Origin of the sequence: Bacillus sp. FJAT-45066 (assembly GCF_002335755.1) — a bacterium.
In the GTDB taxonomy this organism is placed as follows: Bacteria; Bacillota; Bacilli; order Bacillales; family Bacillaceae_I; genus Bacillus_CD; species Bacillus_CD alkalisoli.
In genome coordinates this window covers 3,832,962-3,846,042 of sequence record NZ_NISQ01000001.1, presented here as the reverse complement: position 1 = coordinate 3,846,042, position 13,081 = coordinate 3,832,962, and the positions used below count along the sequence as shown (strand labels likewise).

The window sequence follows — 13,081 nt, the reverse complement described above, 5'->3', positions numbered from 1 at the left end:
ACGGAACAGAACTGTTCACGTGCTCTTTTTTACATTTCGCTAACCCATTGTACGAGTTTTAGCGCTAAATGATTTGCTTCTTCCTCGTTTAGTTTAGATTGGTAAACCTCTGTTAGCCTGTTCGTTAATGTTGTTTTTTCTTCTTCATAGGGGATGATTGTTGACCATTGAAGAGATGGAATTGCTACTAATGTTTGCTCTTCTTTTTTATTTTCATGAATATATACCGTATATGTACCGGATTGCATGTTGGCTTTTCTGATTTTCATTCTATTGTTGCCTCCTTGTAACTTCTACGATAATTATTTTATATGGAATACATGGAATGTTCAATATAGTAGGGAATAATAAAAAAAGATGGTGGGAAAAACCCAGTGAAGTTCAACTGCAACAAATTTTTAAAGGCCGATGAACTTCATTGGCCTTATGAAGTTCAACTACAACAAATTTTTAATGCCAAATGAACTTCATCAGCCTTATGAAGTTCAACTACAACAAATTCTTAATGCCAGATGAACTTCATCGGCCTTATGAAGTATATCTACAACAAATTTTTAATGCCAAATAAACTTCATCGGCCTTATGAAGTTCAACTACCACAAATTATTAATGCCAAATGAACTTCATAGACTATATGAAGTTCATTTGGCATTAATTTTTAGGACAAGATGAACTCCACAGTCTTGTTGTCCCGAACTCTTTCTCTTTTTTGCTTATAAAACTAAAGCCGCGATACAGCCAAACACAATTAAAGGTATATTGTAGTGTAGGAAGGTTGGAACACACGTGTCCCAGATGTGATTGTGCTGTCCATCGGCATTAAGACCGGATGTAGGTCCTAGAGTGCTATCAGAAGAAGGAGATCCTGCATCTCCAAGCGCAGCAGCTGCTCCTACAATAGCTAATGTAGCCATCGGACTAAACCCAAGTTGAATACATAATGGAACAAAGATTGCTGCGATAATTGGAATGGTAGAGAATGATGAACCTATGCCCATCGTAATAAGTAAGCCGACAAGTAACATTGCGAGTGCCCCTACCAATTGATTACCGCCAATCCAATTGGCTGATGTAGTAACTAAGCTCTCAATGTGACCTGTTTCTCTTAATACTTGAGCAAATCCAGATGCAGCAATCATAACAAAGCCGATAAACGCCATCATACGCATTCCATTAGAAAGAATAACATCTGTTTCACTATATTTCATCGTACGGCTTAAATAGAGTACTAGAATACCAGCCAGTGAGCCATAGATCATCCCTTGAACACCAACAACCTCTGTTAATAGTACTTGTACTGTAAGAGAAGTAATAACAGCTATGATAGCAAATGTGATGCTATTTCTTGAATATTGCACATCTTCTTTGCCTGCTACTTCTTTTTGTTCATATTTTCTAGAATTTTTATAGCTGAAGAAAATAGCAATTAATAAACCTACTAACATTCCACTAACTGGTAGTAACATCGCTACTGGGATATCACTTAGTGCAACTTGTAAACCACTCTCCTCAACGTTTGTTTGAAGAATATCGTGAAAAATTGCTCCAAACCCTACTGGTAACAATATGTAAGGTGCTGTTAGTCCAAATGTTATTACGGTTGCTGTCAGACGACGATCTATTTCAAGTTCATTTAGTACTTTTAATAATGGTGGGATTAAAATTGGGATAAAAGCAATGTGAACAGGTATGACGTTTTGAGACATAATAGAGATTGCTAGAATAACGATAAGTAATAGAACTTTAGAAAATGTTTTCTTTTTTGTTTCACCATTTTTTCCAACTAATTTTACTGCAAGATTAACGAGTGCGTCTGGTAGTCCAGTTTTAGATAAGGCGACAGCAAATGCTCCAAGTAGAGCATAGCTTAATGCAACTGTTGCATTTCCGCCTAAGCCAGATGTGAATGTATCTATCGTAGTTGCTAGTCCTAAACCACCGACTAACCCTCCAATTAATGCTCCCGTAACAAGGGCGATAACTACATTTATGCGAAGCAAGCTTAATGCTAGCATGATAAGTACTGCAATGATGACTGCGTTCATGGGTAACTTCCTTTCTTTTATGATCACTTTTTCACTTTAGTTAATTAGAGTGTTAGAGAAATAAAAACTATGTTTATTAATCTATCACATGACGGAAAGGTCGTCAAACGTTTTTTCTTTGCTCTATATAAAAAAAACCAACCAAATGAAATTGCATTTGGTTGGTTCTAGCGATAAATTTATTCTGTTTTTCCAAAACGTTCTACTAGCGTTACTAACGTACGTACCATTGCGCCTGTTCCGCCTGCTGGTCCTAAGTCGTATGCTGATTTTGTTGTTGCTGTTCCAGCAATATCAAGGTGTACCCACGGAGTATCTTCGGCAAACTCACCAATAAATGCAGCAGCAAGTAATGCATGACCGTCACGTCCAGGAGAATTGTTAAGATCCGCTACTTTGCTGTTTCGAACTCGCTGAATTTCTGTTTCAAATAATGGTAATCTCCAAATTTGCTCGCCTGCTTCGTGAGAAGCTTCTAGCACTTCTTCACAGAAACTTTCGTTGTTTGTCATCGCACCTGTCGTATGGTTTCCTAGTGCAACAATTACTCCACCTGTTAGAGTCGCTACATCCACTAAGTAGTTAGCTCCATGCTGTTTTGCATATGTGATTGCATCTGCCAAAACTAAACGGCCTTCTGCATCTGTATTTAACACTTCAATTGTTTTTCCGCTCATAGATGTGATTACGTCGTCCGGCTTAAATGCATGACCGCTTACCATATTATCTGTTGCAGCAATGACAGCTAATACGTTTTGCTCTGGCTTAACTTCACCAATTACTTCCATCGCTCCTAAAACTGTCGCAGCTCCACCCATATCAGCTTTCATACCAACGATTCCGTCTTTTGGCTTTAAGGAATATCCACCAGTATCAAAAGTAATACCTTTTCCAACTAGACCTAAAACATCAGTCCATTCCTCTTTCCCTTGATACTTCATAACGATCATTTTTGGTGGTTCCGTCGAGCCTTGGTTTACCGCAAGAAGAGCGCCCATTCCTAGCTTTTCCATCTCTTCTTTATCTAAAATTTCGATTTCGAAATCATATTTGCCTGCTAATTCGGCAGCATAGTTTGCTAAGTCTGTTGCAGTTAACATATTTCCTGGCTTATTAACAAGTGTTCTTGCAGAGTTCGTACCTAATCCAAAGTAATACCCTACTTGTGCACTTGCTTGAACTTCATCAGCATCTACACTACTTACAAGTGTTACATTTTCAATATGCTTTACAGGTTCATTCGATTGCTTTTTATATCCATGATAGTGGTAAGTTGCTAAAGGCAATGCTTCCCCTAAAGCATGAGCAACATCAAGTGCATCTATATTTTCTGAAGTGAAAGAATCAATTGCTACTGTCAATTCTGTTAACTTGTTACGTTGGATTTCTTTACTTACTTTTCCAAGAATCTCGCGAACAGAAACAAATTGTAAGTCTTCTTCTTTTCCAAGTCCAACGATGAAAAGTCTTTTAAAAGCTGTTTTACCAAACGTATGTATTTTCGTAATCTGTTTCTTTTTAGAAGTAAGGTCTCCTTCTTTTAGTAACTCTGCTAGATGGCCATCTAATGCTTCGTTTAATTCACCTAGTAAGCCGTCAAGTTGTTTGTTTTTACTTGTTAAACCAATTACTAATGCTTGTTGTTGTTCTGAAAAGTCCGTATGATCTTGTACTTTGAACATCCTAATTCCACCTCTCAAGTTTCTTTTTCCATTATAACGAAAAATACTAAATATTTCGAGTTTCTAATCGATTCCGTTTCATAATGTATTACTACTATCTGAAAAACGAATGACAAAATATTATTAAGGTAGAATTACAAAACTAAATATGAACATCAAAAAACAATTGAAATATACAAAAATTCGTTTTTCCATAAAGAAATATATTCAAAATATTAACTCAATCGTCTAAATATAATATGAAATTGGGTAGCTTTGGCAAACTATCAACTTGTTCATAAGGTACTCGTTCTATTTTGTCTGGTATGGTAGCTATGCATTCTTCAATAAATTGGTTTACTTTTTCTAAATCAACTCCCCAATACTTAGGGCGATATTTTTGAATGTATAGGTGCCCTGCTTTCATCATTAATCTAGCACCTTTTACATTTCCATACTCGTAATGGTAAATAGCTACTGTCATTTGTAATAGGCCTTTTAGAAATAAGTTATCTTTTTCCGTCATCCAAATCTCTTCCAACAAATCATGACACGTATAATAATCCCCCTCATTAAACTTCACAAAGAACTCGTAGTACTCTTTTGGATAATAGTTCATTTTTCACACCCTTTTTACAATGTTTTTTTAAAATTAACTAATTTTATCTTAACAAAGGAGGAAAAATCATTCATAATAATTAGAAAAGCTGAGGGTACATGCTTGAATTAATTATTATTAATAAGTTCTACTTCTAATATATAAGGGAATAGTACATTAAGAGGAAAATCTTTTATGTCATACTGTTATTATACTTATCTTTTAGGATAATCAGCAAAGAAAGGGCGATTTCATCGTGGAATTATTTACAAATTTTCCTTTATGGGCAGCACTAGCTGCAATTGGTTTTGCACAGTTTGTGAAAGTACCGATTCAATTTATTGCAATTAGAAAGTTAGATTGGTCTTTAATTACTAGTACAGGTGGAATGCCAAGTTCTCACTCTGCTGCTGTTACCGCATTGGCAACTGGTGTAGCGTTTGAAACAGGGCTAGGCTCACCAATTTTCTCTGTCGCAGCCGTTTTTGCGATTATTGTTATGTTTGATGCAAGTGGAGTTCGTCGCCATGCAGGGGAGCAAGCAACCGTATTAAATAAGCTAGTAGCCGATTTTAATCGTTTAGCAGAAGATGCAAAAATGTGGCCAAAAATGAATGAGGAAGAAAAACAAAAAGAGTTAAAAGAATTATTAGGTCATAAGCCAATCGAAGTTTTCTTTGGAGCTATAACAGGAATTTTACTTACATTACTTTTGCATTTTATTTTTCATGTCCTATAAAATAAATACGAAAAGAAAAACGGTGAAAGGAATGCGATTTTCCTATCACCGTTTTTCTTATGAATCTTTCTTTTCTATATATTGCTGACGGAATACTTGCATCGTTTCATCTTCGTTCAATAATTCTAACTCTTCTTTTGTAAACTTACCTGTACCGCGTTTTACAATATAAACATCCGTCGTTTTCTTGCCCCATTGTTGGAAGACGTCTTGTACCGTTTCATAGTAAAGATCAATCTTATTTCCTTTTATGGCTCCACCAATGTCAGCTACTACACCATAGCCATAGCCAGGGATAAAAAGTATTGTACCGATCGGAAACACTCTTATATCTGCTGCAATAGTAGAATACAAGTCACGAGTCACTTGTACACCTGAATATGTAATTCCATATTGAGGATGACCAGGGCGTTTACCCGTTGATTCAAAGCCAGCGGTATAGCCAGTTGCTAGCACGTTCATTTTCTCATATTGGCTCCAATCTAATTCCTCTAACGTTAATGGAGCTTCAATTTGTTCTTCTGAACTAATCGCTGTTTCTACAGCACTAAAGAAATTTAGTTTCTTAAAACCTAATCCTACTTTACGAAAGAAACCTTCTGATTCACTAGATGTATTTGTCGCTAATCTTTGTTGTTTGCCATACATATCATTTTCAGCCAACCATTCTTGCAATGTCTTTGCTTCTACCCCTGAAACAGATTGAAAGGTTACTAACAAAGCACATACAAATAATAAAGATGTAATTATCCTTCGGCCTATCGTTTTTGCCGTTTGCATAAGTACCATTCACTCCTCTCACACAAACTATTACTTCCCATTACTGTTAGAAAATATACCGATTTTGAGTAAAATCACGAAAAAATTACTAGTATTATAGAAAAAAATACCAAAATAGATTCCAATATTTCCTATAAATTAATAAATTCGTATTATCTGATCCGTTTTTGAGCATAAAAAAGAAGCCATTGAATGGATGGCTTCTTTCTTAAAGAGGTATAAAAGTTTAGAACATTTGATATCCGCGTTTACGCAACATGCGAATGACGATTCCGGAGAATAATGCTCCAAGAAAACCGCTAGACAAGATTAATATATCCGCTGCTCCGAGTGAAGTAATTTTTTCTCCTAAAAATTGAAAAGAAGTTACTGGTGAGAAGATATAGTCAAACAAGCCGTTTTGTTCATTACCAATAATCCAAATACATACGATTGGGTAAACAATCGCCATGATCCAAGACATTCGTAATAACATATTTAAAAGGAATCCAATTCCGAAAAAAAGCACAAAAAATAGTAACATAGAAATAAGTACTACTGGAATCTCCATAGACATTTGAGATAACACCTCCTGTACACATCACCTTTTAGTGTACTCAAATGAATAATACTAGTCAATTCCAAGTTCTTTACATTTCCATATTACTAATGTATTAGACAAATTTTGTTCAAATCTTATTTCTTTCCGCTTCCTCCACAACAATTGCATGTTTCGGATCCACCTAATAATAGTTGAAAATACCCTTTTCCTGAACAATATGGACATTGATGCTGTTCACTGCTTAGTTGTTTTTTCATTCCAAACCCTCCAAGTTGGTAGATTAAATTAAAAAACTTAATTTTCTGATAATATACCACCATCGTGACACTTTTAAAAGGTTTGAATTTTCTGAAAATAACCTGTGTAAGCGAATACATCTTGTTCAAACTATTGTATCCTACTTTTTTCTTACTTTTTTAGATTGTGTTTCATTTAGAAGAAAACGTTGTATGAAGTATAGCCGAAAATTTCTCCTGGCCCTTCCGTTTGTACTTGTTTCAAGCTGTTTTTGAGCTTGTTATCAATATAGTAATGGACTAATAATGAAGTATTTGGGTCATTTTTTAATTCCTCATGTGTAAGAAACACTGCTTCTATTAGTTCATTTTCGTCGTGCACGATAGTTGTATGTATAGGATGGCAAGAAAACATAATCATGTTATCACTTATTTCGTTTTTAATGACACCTGATCGCACACCTACTATGCTTTCTATTGTGCATTCTATTCCTGTTTCTTCTTTAATCTCTCTTATGATAGCCTGGTCTAATGTTTCCCCCGCTTCTAAAAATCCAGCTGGAAATGACCACTTTCCTTTTAAACCTCCGTATTGTTTTTTTACGACTAGCACCTTTCCATCCTCTGATTCAACGATTCCAGCAACGGCTAACCAAATGCTACCCCTTTTTGTCATATTCGTTTCTCCTTTCTTCATTTTTTATGGGACATGATTTCTTTACATAATGTAAGTTAAGTTTACTACATGTTTAACAGATTAATTTTAGATTTGTGTTTCAATCTAGTATTCTTATGTTACAATTTCCTACTCGTTTGTTTCAATCTTCCTGTCTTGTATTTCAATTTCAACTGTATCTTCTTCTTTTTGGTAGTTGTGTTTCATTCCTCTTTACTTGTGTTTCAATTTTTGGTTGTTCTGTTTCAATTCCCATGGCTTCTGTTTCAATATCTACTTTATCCTCTTCTTTTACTTTTTTGTGTTTCATTTCTCTTTACTTGTGTTTCAATTTTAGGTTGTTCTGTTGTTTCAATCTTCGACAATTGTGTTTCAATTACCATTTTGACTAAATAAGAAAAAATGCCCAAGGAGTTTCCCCCCTGAGCATCTCTATCTGAACGTATTAATGATTATAATACGTTAAATTTACCTTTTTTCATTACAAGACCAGCTCCGCCCATCATGTATAGAGCACGGTTATCAACCATTTTCTTCATGAATGAAGCTTTAGAACCCCAAACTTTACGACCAAATACAACACCAATCGCATCGTCTTCACCTAAAGAACAAACTGTTCCTTTTAAGTCTGGTGTAAATGTTTGTAGTTCACCTTGGCCACGTACTAAAACAGTTAAGTTTTTCGCACAAACTTCACCTTGTTGCATAGCGATTTGAGCTGTTGGTGGGTAAGGGCGGTTAATCTCTTCGTTAATGATTAATGCACAGTCACCTACGATGAATACATCATCATGACCTGGTGCACGTAGGTAAGGATCTACTTTCACACGGCCACGCATGTTTTCGAAACCAGAATCTTCTACTAAGTGATTACCACGTACTCCTGCTGCCCAAACAACCGTACCAGCTTTAATTTCTTCTACTTGGTCTTCTTTTGAAACGATAATTCCTTCTTCTGTTGCTTCTTTAATAGCAGTTCCAATTTTGAATTCAATTCCTTTGCGCTCTAATTGAGTAACAGCGTACTCAACTAGCTCTGGATCAAATCCTGGCAATACTGTAGGAGCCGCTTCTACACAAATAATACGTACTTTATCATGTGGTACGTCAAACTCTTTGCAAAGTTCTGGAACTCTGTTAGCTAATTCTCCAAGGAATTCGATACCTGTGAATCCTGCTCCACCTACTACTAGAGTTAAGCGTTCATCACGACGATCTTTTTCTGTATTGTACGTAGCAAATTGATATTCAATATGCTCACGAATTTGACGTGCAGCGTTTAAGTTAGCAATAGAGAATGCGTGCTCTTTTAAGCCTTTGATTCCGAAAGTTTCGGACTCATAACCTAAAGCCACTACTAAGTAGTCGTAAGAAAGCTCTCCGCCCTTAGTTAAAGCAACTGTTTTCTCTTCTTTGTTAATACCTGTAACTGTATCAACTAAGAAATGTACTTTACTTTTTTCAATAACGTCTGATACTTTATATCTTGTGCGTTCTGCTGGTAATGTACCTGCAGACGCTTCATGTAACCAAGTTGACTCATAGTGATAGTCATTTTTATTTACTAACGTAATATCTGCTTCGTTAACGCCGATTGATTTTTGTAGGCGTACAGCAGTCATTAACCCACCGTAACCCGCACCTAAAATAACGATTTTTGGCTTTCTCACCCGTAACATCCACCTTTACAAAAGATTTATAAGTATAATAAATATAGAATGACGATTGACAAATTTCATACTACTACTATCCGCTTAAATAGACTTTTTTATGAATGATTAAGATTGTGAAACACTTCACTATCGTAAGCGCAATAAACGTGCGAAATTTGTCACAAAATCTTATTATGCCTACACTACATAATATTCTTTTTCCTTTCATTTTTCAATACAAAATATTAAGTTGGTAACGTTTAGAATTTTTAGAAAATGATAAAAATCGAATATATTTCGTAAATACCGTTCGTTTAGTGAAAAAGGAATTTTCTGTCCAATATCATATTATAACGTCCGCATCAAATAATATTTTATTTACATAAACAGTTTTAAAGTTCGTTTTTCGTAAAGTATTTGTACTTTATAGAACTTACTCAATCAATAATCTAAGAAGATTATACTCACTTTTCTTTATTTATATGATAGAAATGGTTATATTGTTAATATATTCACAAAAGCGCTTTCATGTTTTGGAATTTTATAAAAATTTGTTAGAATTAACAATAAACATCACAGTAAAACTGTCTGTTTTGTGCTATTATATTTATTGGAAGAAGATTTATACATAGGGGGTTTGTCAGTATGAGTGAAGAGCAAAAAGTATACGACATAACGATTATAGGTGGTGGTCCAGTTGGACTATTCACTGCATTTTATGGTGGTATGAGACAAGCAAGTGTAAAAATAATTGAAAGCTTACCACAATTAGGTGGTCAGTTATCTGCTTTGTATCCTGAAAAATACATATACGACATTGCTGGTTTCCCAAAAGTACGTGCTCAAGAGTTAGTCGATAACTTAAAAGAGCAAATGTCCAAATTCGAGCCAACTTCAAGTCTTGAACAATCCGTTCAAACAGTGGAAAAGATGGCTGATGGTGTTTTCAAAATTACAACGGACAAAGAAACACATTACTCAAAGGCAATCATCATTACAGCTGGTAATGGTGCGTTCCAACCTAGACGCTTAGAGCTTGAAAGCGCAGTTGCTTATGAAAATAAGAATTTACACTACTTTGTAGATGATATGAATAAGTTCAAAGGGAAAAAAGTTGTTGTATTTGGTGGCGGAGACTCTGCAGTTGACTGGGCATTAATGTTAGAGCCAATTGCTGAAAAAGTAACACTTGTCCACCGTCGTGACAAGTTCCGTGCTCATGAACATAGCGTTGATACGTTAATGAATTCTAAAGTAGAAATTAAAACACCTTGGGTTCCTTCCGAAATCATTGGTGATGAAGCTGGAATTAAGCAAGTAGTCTTAGAAGAAGTGAAAACAGAAAATAAAGAAGTATTAGATGTAGATGCAGTTATCGTAAACTACGGGTTTGTTTCTTCATTAGGTCCTATTAAAGATTGGGGCTTAGAAATCGAGAAAAATTCTATTTTAGTTAATTCAAAAATGGAAACAAACATCCCTGGAATTTATGCTGCTGGTGATATTTGTACGTACCCTGGTAAAGTGAAATTAATCGCTTGTGGCTTCGGTGAAGCTCCAACAGCGGTGAACAACGCAAAATCTTACATTGACCCTAAAGCAAAAGTACAACCATTACACAGTACTAGTTTATTTTAAAAAATAGATATGTTAAAGGTTAATGTTGATTTTGACACCTTTCTAGCAGTTGATTTCCGTGCAAGTCGTAGACTCCTGCGGGAGTAGCGGGGGACTGGAGACCCCACAGGCGAAGCCGAGGAGGCTCCAGCCACGCCCGCGGAAAGCGGAGACTTGTGCGGAAATCAACTGTGGTCTTTAACAGAGCCTGAAAAATAGATAAAAACAGTCAACTCTTAGTGAGTTGGCTGTTTTTTATACTGCAACTTTCCATCTACCATTACGTCTAAACATTTAGCAACATCAAACCCCACACGAAAGGTGTAGTGACAATGAAGTTACTTAAAATTTGCTTCGCGTTTATGATTTTCTTAATCGGAGCCTTCTCCTTCTCTGCTAGCGGTTCTGCTTGTTCTTGTATGCCAAATGAAGATCCAGCAACAGAATTTGAGCGCTATGATGCTGTTTTTGCTGGTAAAGTAATTGGAAAAAAGAAAAATCCAAACGACTCTATGGAATACTTGGTGAAAATGGAAGTGTCAAAAGCATGGAAAGAAGTAGAGCATAAGGAAGTATGGATAACAACGTCTTGGGACTCGGCAAGCTGTGGAGTTAATTTTGAAACGGATAAAGAGTACATTGTATATGGAATGAAACAAGAGGATGGAAAATATAATGTAAATTTATGCTCTCGCACGACCTTGTTACAAGATGCACAAGAAGACTTAACGATTCTAGGTGAAGGCTATGTTCCTTCAAAAGAAGTAGAAAAGAATCAAGCAATGTCCACATTAAATAACGATGAAGTGATGGTATACGGTTTTGGCTTAATAGTAATTTTAACTGGGGGAGTATTCCTTTTTAGAAGAAAGAGAAACAAAGAATAATACAAAGCGGATCGGTCGAAAAAATAATAGGCTATGATATTTACCTTCTTACATTTAATAGTTATACTACAAACTCTTTAATACAAATATACTGTTCATATGTCTTTTTCTTTGATGAAAATGATCGTGGGAGTCCTCTCCGTAATCATTTTTGTGTTTTTCTTTGGTGAAAATGATCGTGGGAGACCTCTCCATAATCATTTTTGTGTTTTTCTTTGGTGAAAATGATCGTGGGAGTCCTCTCCATAATCATTTTTGTGTTTTTCTTTGGTGAAAATGATCGTGGGAGACCTCTCCATAATCATTTTTGTATTTTTCTTTGGTGAAAATGATCGTGGGAGTCCTCTTCATAATCATTCTTGTGTTTTTCTTTGGTGAAAATGATCGTGGGAGACCTCTCCATAATCATTTTTGTGTTTTTTTTTATTGAAAATGATCGTGGGAGATCTATCCATAATCCTTTTTCTATTTTTTTTTGGTGAAAATGATCGTGGGAGTCCTCTTCATGATCATTCTTGTGTTTTTCTTTGGTGAAAATGATCGTGGGAGACCTCTCCATAATCATTTTTGTGTTTTTTTTTATTGAAAATGATCGTGGGAGATCTATCCATAATCCTTTTTCTATTTTTTTTTGGTGAAAATGATCGTGGGAGTCCTCTTCATGATCATTCTTGTGTTTTTCTTTGGTGAAAATGATCGTGGGAGACCTCTCCATAATCATTTTTGTGTTTTTTTTTATTGAAAATGATCGTGGGAGATCTATCCATAATCCTTTTTCTATTTTTTTTTGGTGAAAATGATCGTGGGAGTCCTCTTCATGATCATTCTTGTGTTTTTCTTTGGTGAAAATGATCGTGGGAGACCTCTCCATAATCATTTTTGTGTTTTTTTTTATTGAAAATGATCGTGGGAGATCTATCCATAATCCTTTTTCTATTTTTTTTTGGTGAAAATGATCGTGGGAGTCCTCTTCATGATCATTCTTGTGTTTTTCTTTGGTGAAAATGATCGTGGGAGACCTCTCCATAATCATTTTTGTGTTTTTCTTTGGTGAAAATGATCGTGGGAGACCTCTCCATAATCATTTTTGTGTTTTTCTTTGGTGAAAATGATCGTGGGAGACCTCTCCATAATCATTTTTGTCTTTTTCTTTGGTGAAAATGATCGTGGGAGTCCTCTCCATAATCATTTTTGTCTTTTTCTTTGGTGAAAATGATCGTGGGAGTCCTCTTCATAATCATTCTTGTGTTTTTCTTTGGTGAAAATGATCGTGGGAGACCTCTCCATAATCATTTTTGTATTTTTCTTTGGTGAAAATGATCGTGGGAGACCTCTCCATAATCATTTTTGTATTTTTCTTTGGTGAAAATGATCGTGGGAGACCTCTCCATAATCATTTTTGTGTTTTTCTTTGGTGAAAATGATCGTGGGAGACCTCTTCATAATCATTTTTGTGTTTTTCTTTGGTGAAAATGATCGTGGGAGACCTCTCCATAATCATTTTTGTATTTTTCTTTGGTGAAAATGATCGTGGGAGACCTCTCCATAATCATTTTTGTATTTTTCTTTGGTGAAAATGATCGTGGGAGACCTCTCCATAATCATTTTTGTCTTTTTCTTTGGTGAAAATGATCGTGAGAGACCTCTCC

The 13,081-nt window shown here is 35.5% G+C and carries 15 protein-coding genes; 3 read left to right on the top strand and 12 right to left on the bottom strand.

The features are described from left to right. Window positions 1-29: 29 nt before the first annotated feature. From CDZ92_RS19200 to CDZ92_RS19185, 4 genes are all read right to left on the bottom strand, one after another. Window positions 30-269, bottom strand: coding sequence for a YueH family protein (locus tag CDZ92_RS19200; RefSeq protein WP_096156804.1), 240 nt, complete (start codon window positions 267-269; stop codon window positions 30-32). 444 nt (window positions 270-713) lie between these two features. Beyond that, a complete protein-coding gene (locus CDZ92_RS19195) occupies window positions 714-2,045 on the bottom strand; it encodes a Na+/H+ antiporter family protein (protein WP_096156803.1) in 1,332 nt (443 codons plus the stop codon). Window positions 2,046-2,224: 179 nt separating this feature from the next. Then, entirely contained in the window at window positions 2,225-3,727 is a 1,503-nt protein-coding gene (locus tag CDZ92_RS19190; RefSeq protein ID WP_096156802.1) for a leucyl aminopeptidase, read from the bottom strand. 220 nt (window positions 3,728-3,947) lie between these two features. Continuing rightward, complete coding sequence (locus tag CDZ92_RS19185) at window positions 3,948-4,325, bottom strand: DUF309 domain-containing protein (RefSeq protein WP_096156801.1); 378 nt, start codon at window positions 4,323-4,325, stop codon at window positions 3,948-3,950. Window positions 4,326-4,560: 235 nt separating this feature from the next. Here CDZ92_RS19185 and CDZ92_RS19180 point away from each other — a divergent pair, with 235 nt between their 5' ends. Beyond that, the gene (locus CDZ92_RS19180; RefSeq protein WP_096156800.1) at window positions 4,561-5,043 is read left to right on the top strand and encodes a divergent PAP2 family protein; all 483 of its coding nucleotides are present in this window, start codon (window positions 4,561-4,563) and stop codon (window positions 5,041-5,043) included. Window positions 5,044-5,100: 57 nt separating this feature from the next. Here CDZ92_RS19180 and CDZ92_RS19175 read toward each other — a convergent pair whose 3' ends face one another. The 7 genes from CDZ92_RS19175 to CDZ92_RS19155 form a co-directional block, all read right to left on the bottom strand. Continuing rightward, window positions 5,101-5,823, bottom strand: a complete 723-nt coding sequence (locus CDZ92_RS19175) for a 3D domain-containing protein (protein ID WP_406564872.1) — start codon at window positions 5,821-5,823, stop codon at window positions 5,101-5,103. A 226-nt stretch (window positions 5,824-6,049) separates the two neighbouring features. Further along, window positions 6,050-6,379, bottom strand: coding sequence for a YuiB family protein (locus tag CDZ92_RS19170; protein ID WP_096156798.1), 330 nt, complete (start codon window positions 6,377-6,379; stop codon window positions 6,050-6,052). A 119-nt stretch (window positions 6,380-6,498) separates the two neighbouring features. After that, the gene (locus tag CDZ92_RS20165; RefSeq protein WP_176483822.1) at window positions 6,499-6,621 is read right to left on the bottom strand and encodes a YuiA family protein; all 123 of its coding nucleotides are present in this window, start codon (window positions 6,619-6,621) and stop codon (window positions 6,499-6,501) included. 175 nt (window positions 6,622-6,796) lie between these two features. Then, a complete protein-coding gene (locus CDZ92_RS19160; protein WP_096156796.1) occupies window positions 6,797-7,276 on the bottom strand; it encodes an NUDIX domain-containing protein in 480 nt (159 codons plus the stop codon). A 169-nt stretch (window positions 7,277-7,445) separates the two neighbouring features. Next, window positions 7,446-7,586 carry a hypothetical protein gene (locus CDZ92_RS20160; RefSeq protein ID WP_176483821.1) on the bottom strand — a complete coding sequence of 47 codons (141 nt, stop codon included), beginning with the start codon at window positions 7,584-7,586 and terminating at the stop codon, window positions 7,446-7,448. Continuing rightward, complete coding sequence (locus CDZ92_RS20405; RefSeq protein WP_255249845.1) at window positions 7,555-7,686, bottom strand: hypothetical protein; 132 nt, start codon at window positions 7,684-7,686, stop codon at window positions 7,555-7,557. Before CDZ92_RS20405 ends, CDZ92_RS20160 begins: the two co-directional genes overlap by 32 nt. A 42-nt stretch (window positions 7,687-7,728) precedes the next feature. Further along, on the bottom strand, window positions 7,729-8,955 hold the full coding sequence (locus tag CDZ92_RS19155) for an NAD(P)/FAD-dependent oxidoreductase (RefSeq protein ID WP_096156795.1): 1,227 nt from the start codon (window positions 8,953-8,955) through the stop codon (window positions 7,729-7,731). 618 nt (window positions 8,956-9,573) lie between these two features. Between CDZ92_RS19155 and CDZ92_RS19150 the strand changes: the two genes are divergently transcribed. Further along, entirely contained in the window at window positions 9,574-10,566 is a 993-nt protein-coding gene (locus CDZ92_RS19150; protein ID WP_096156794.1) for an NAD(P)/FAD-dependent oxidoreductase, read from the top strand. A gap of 311 nt (window positions 10,567-10,877) precedes the next feature. Then, window positions 10,878-11,432, top strand: coding sequence for a hypothetical protein (locus CDZ92_RS19145; RefSeq protein WP_096156793.1), 555 nt, complete (start codon window positions 10,878-10,880; stop codon window positions 11,430-11,432). Window positions 11,433-11,733: 301 nt separating this feature from the next. On the opposite strand, the gene CDZ92_RS19140 is transcribed toward CDZ92_RS19145, so the two are convergent. After that, window positions 11,734-12,465: a hypothetical protein gene (locus CDZ92_RS19140; RefSeq protein WP_096156792.1), complete on the bottom strand. Its 732-nt coding sequence runs from the start codon at window positions 12,463-12,465 to the stop codon at window positions 11,734-11,736. Window positions 12,466-13,081: the final 616 nt, after the last annotated feature.

Excerpts from the sequence above, each read along its gene's own strand:
- CDZ92_RS19200 (WP_096156804.1), bottom strand. The coding sequence starts at position 269 with ATGAAAATCAGAAAAGCCAACATGCAATCCGGTACATATACGGTATAT.
- CDZ92_RS19195 (WP_096156803.1), bottom strand. The coding sequence starts at position 2,045 with ATGAACGCAGTCATCATTGCAGTACTTATCATGCTAGCATTAAGCTTG.
- CDZ92_RS19190 (WP_096156802.1), bottom strand. The coding sequence starts at position 3,727 with ATGTTCAAAGTACAAGATCATACGGACTTTTCAGAACAACAACAAGCA.
- CDZ92_RS19185 (WP_096156801.1), bottom strand. The coding sequence starts at position 4,325 with ATGAACTATTATCCAAAAGAGTACTACGAGTTCTTTGTGAAGTTTAAT.
- CDZ92_RS19175 (WP_406564872.1), bottom strand. The coding sequence starts at position 5,823 with ATGCAAACGGCAAAAACGATAGGCCGAAGGATAATTACATCTTTATTA.
- CDZ92_RS19170 (WP_096156798.1), bottom strand. The coding sequence starts at position 6,379 with ATGTCTATGGAGATTCCAGTAGTACTTATTTCTATGTTACTATTTTTT.
- CDZ92_RS20165 (WP_176483822.1), bottom strand. The coding sequence starts at position 6,621 with ATGAAAAAACAACTAAGCAGTGAACAGCATCAATGTCCATATTGTTCA.
- CDZ92_RS19160 (WP_096156796.1), bottom strand. The coding sequence starts at position 7,276 with ATGACAAAAAGGGGTAGCATTTGGTTAGCCGTTGCTGGAATCGTTGAA.
- CDZ92_RS20160 (WP_176483821.1), bottom strand. The coding sequence starts at position 7,586 with ATGAAACACAAAAAAGTAAAAGAAGAGGATAAAGTAGATATTGAAACA.
- CDZ92_RS19155 (WP_096156795.1), bottom strand. The coding sequence starts at position 8,955 with ATGTTACGGGTGAGAAAGCCAAAAATCGTTATTTTAGGTGCGGGTTAC.
- CDZ92_RS19150 (WP_096156794.1), top strand. The coding sequence starts at position 9,574 with ATGAGTGAAGAGCAAAAAGTATACGACATAACGATTATAGGTGGTGGT.
- CDZ92_RS19145 (WP_096156793.1), top strand. The coding sequence starts at position 10,878 with ATGAAGTTACTTAAAATTTGCTTCGCGTTTATGATTTTCTTAATCGGA.
- CDZ92_RS19140 (WP_096156792.1), bottom strand. The coding sequence starts at position 12,465 with ATGATTATGGAGAGGTCTCCCACGATCATTTTCACCAAAGAAAAACAC.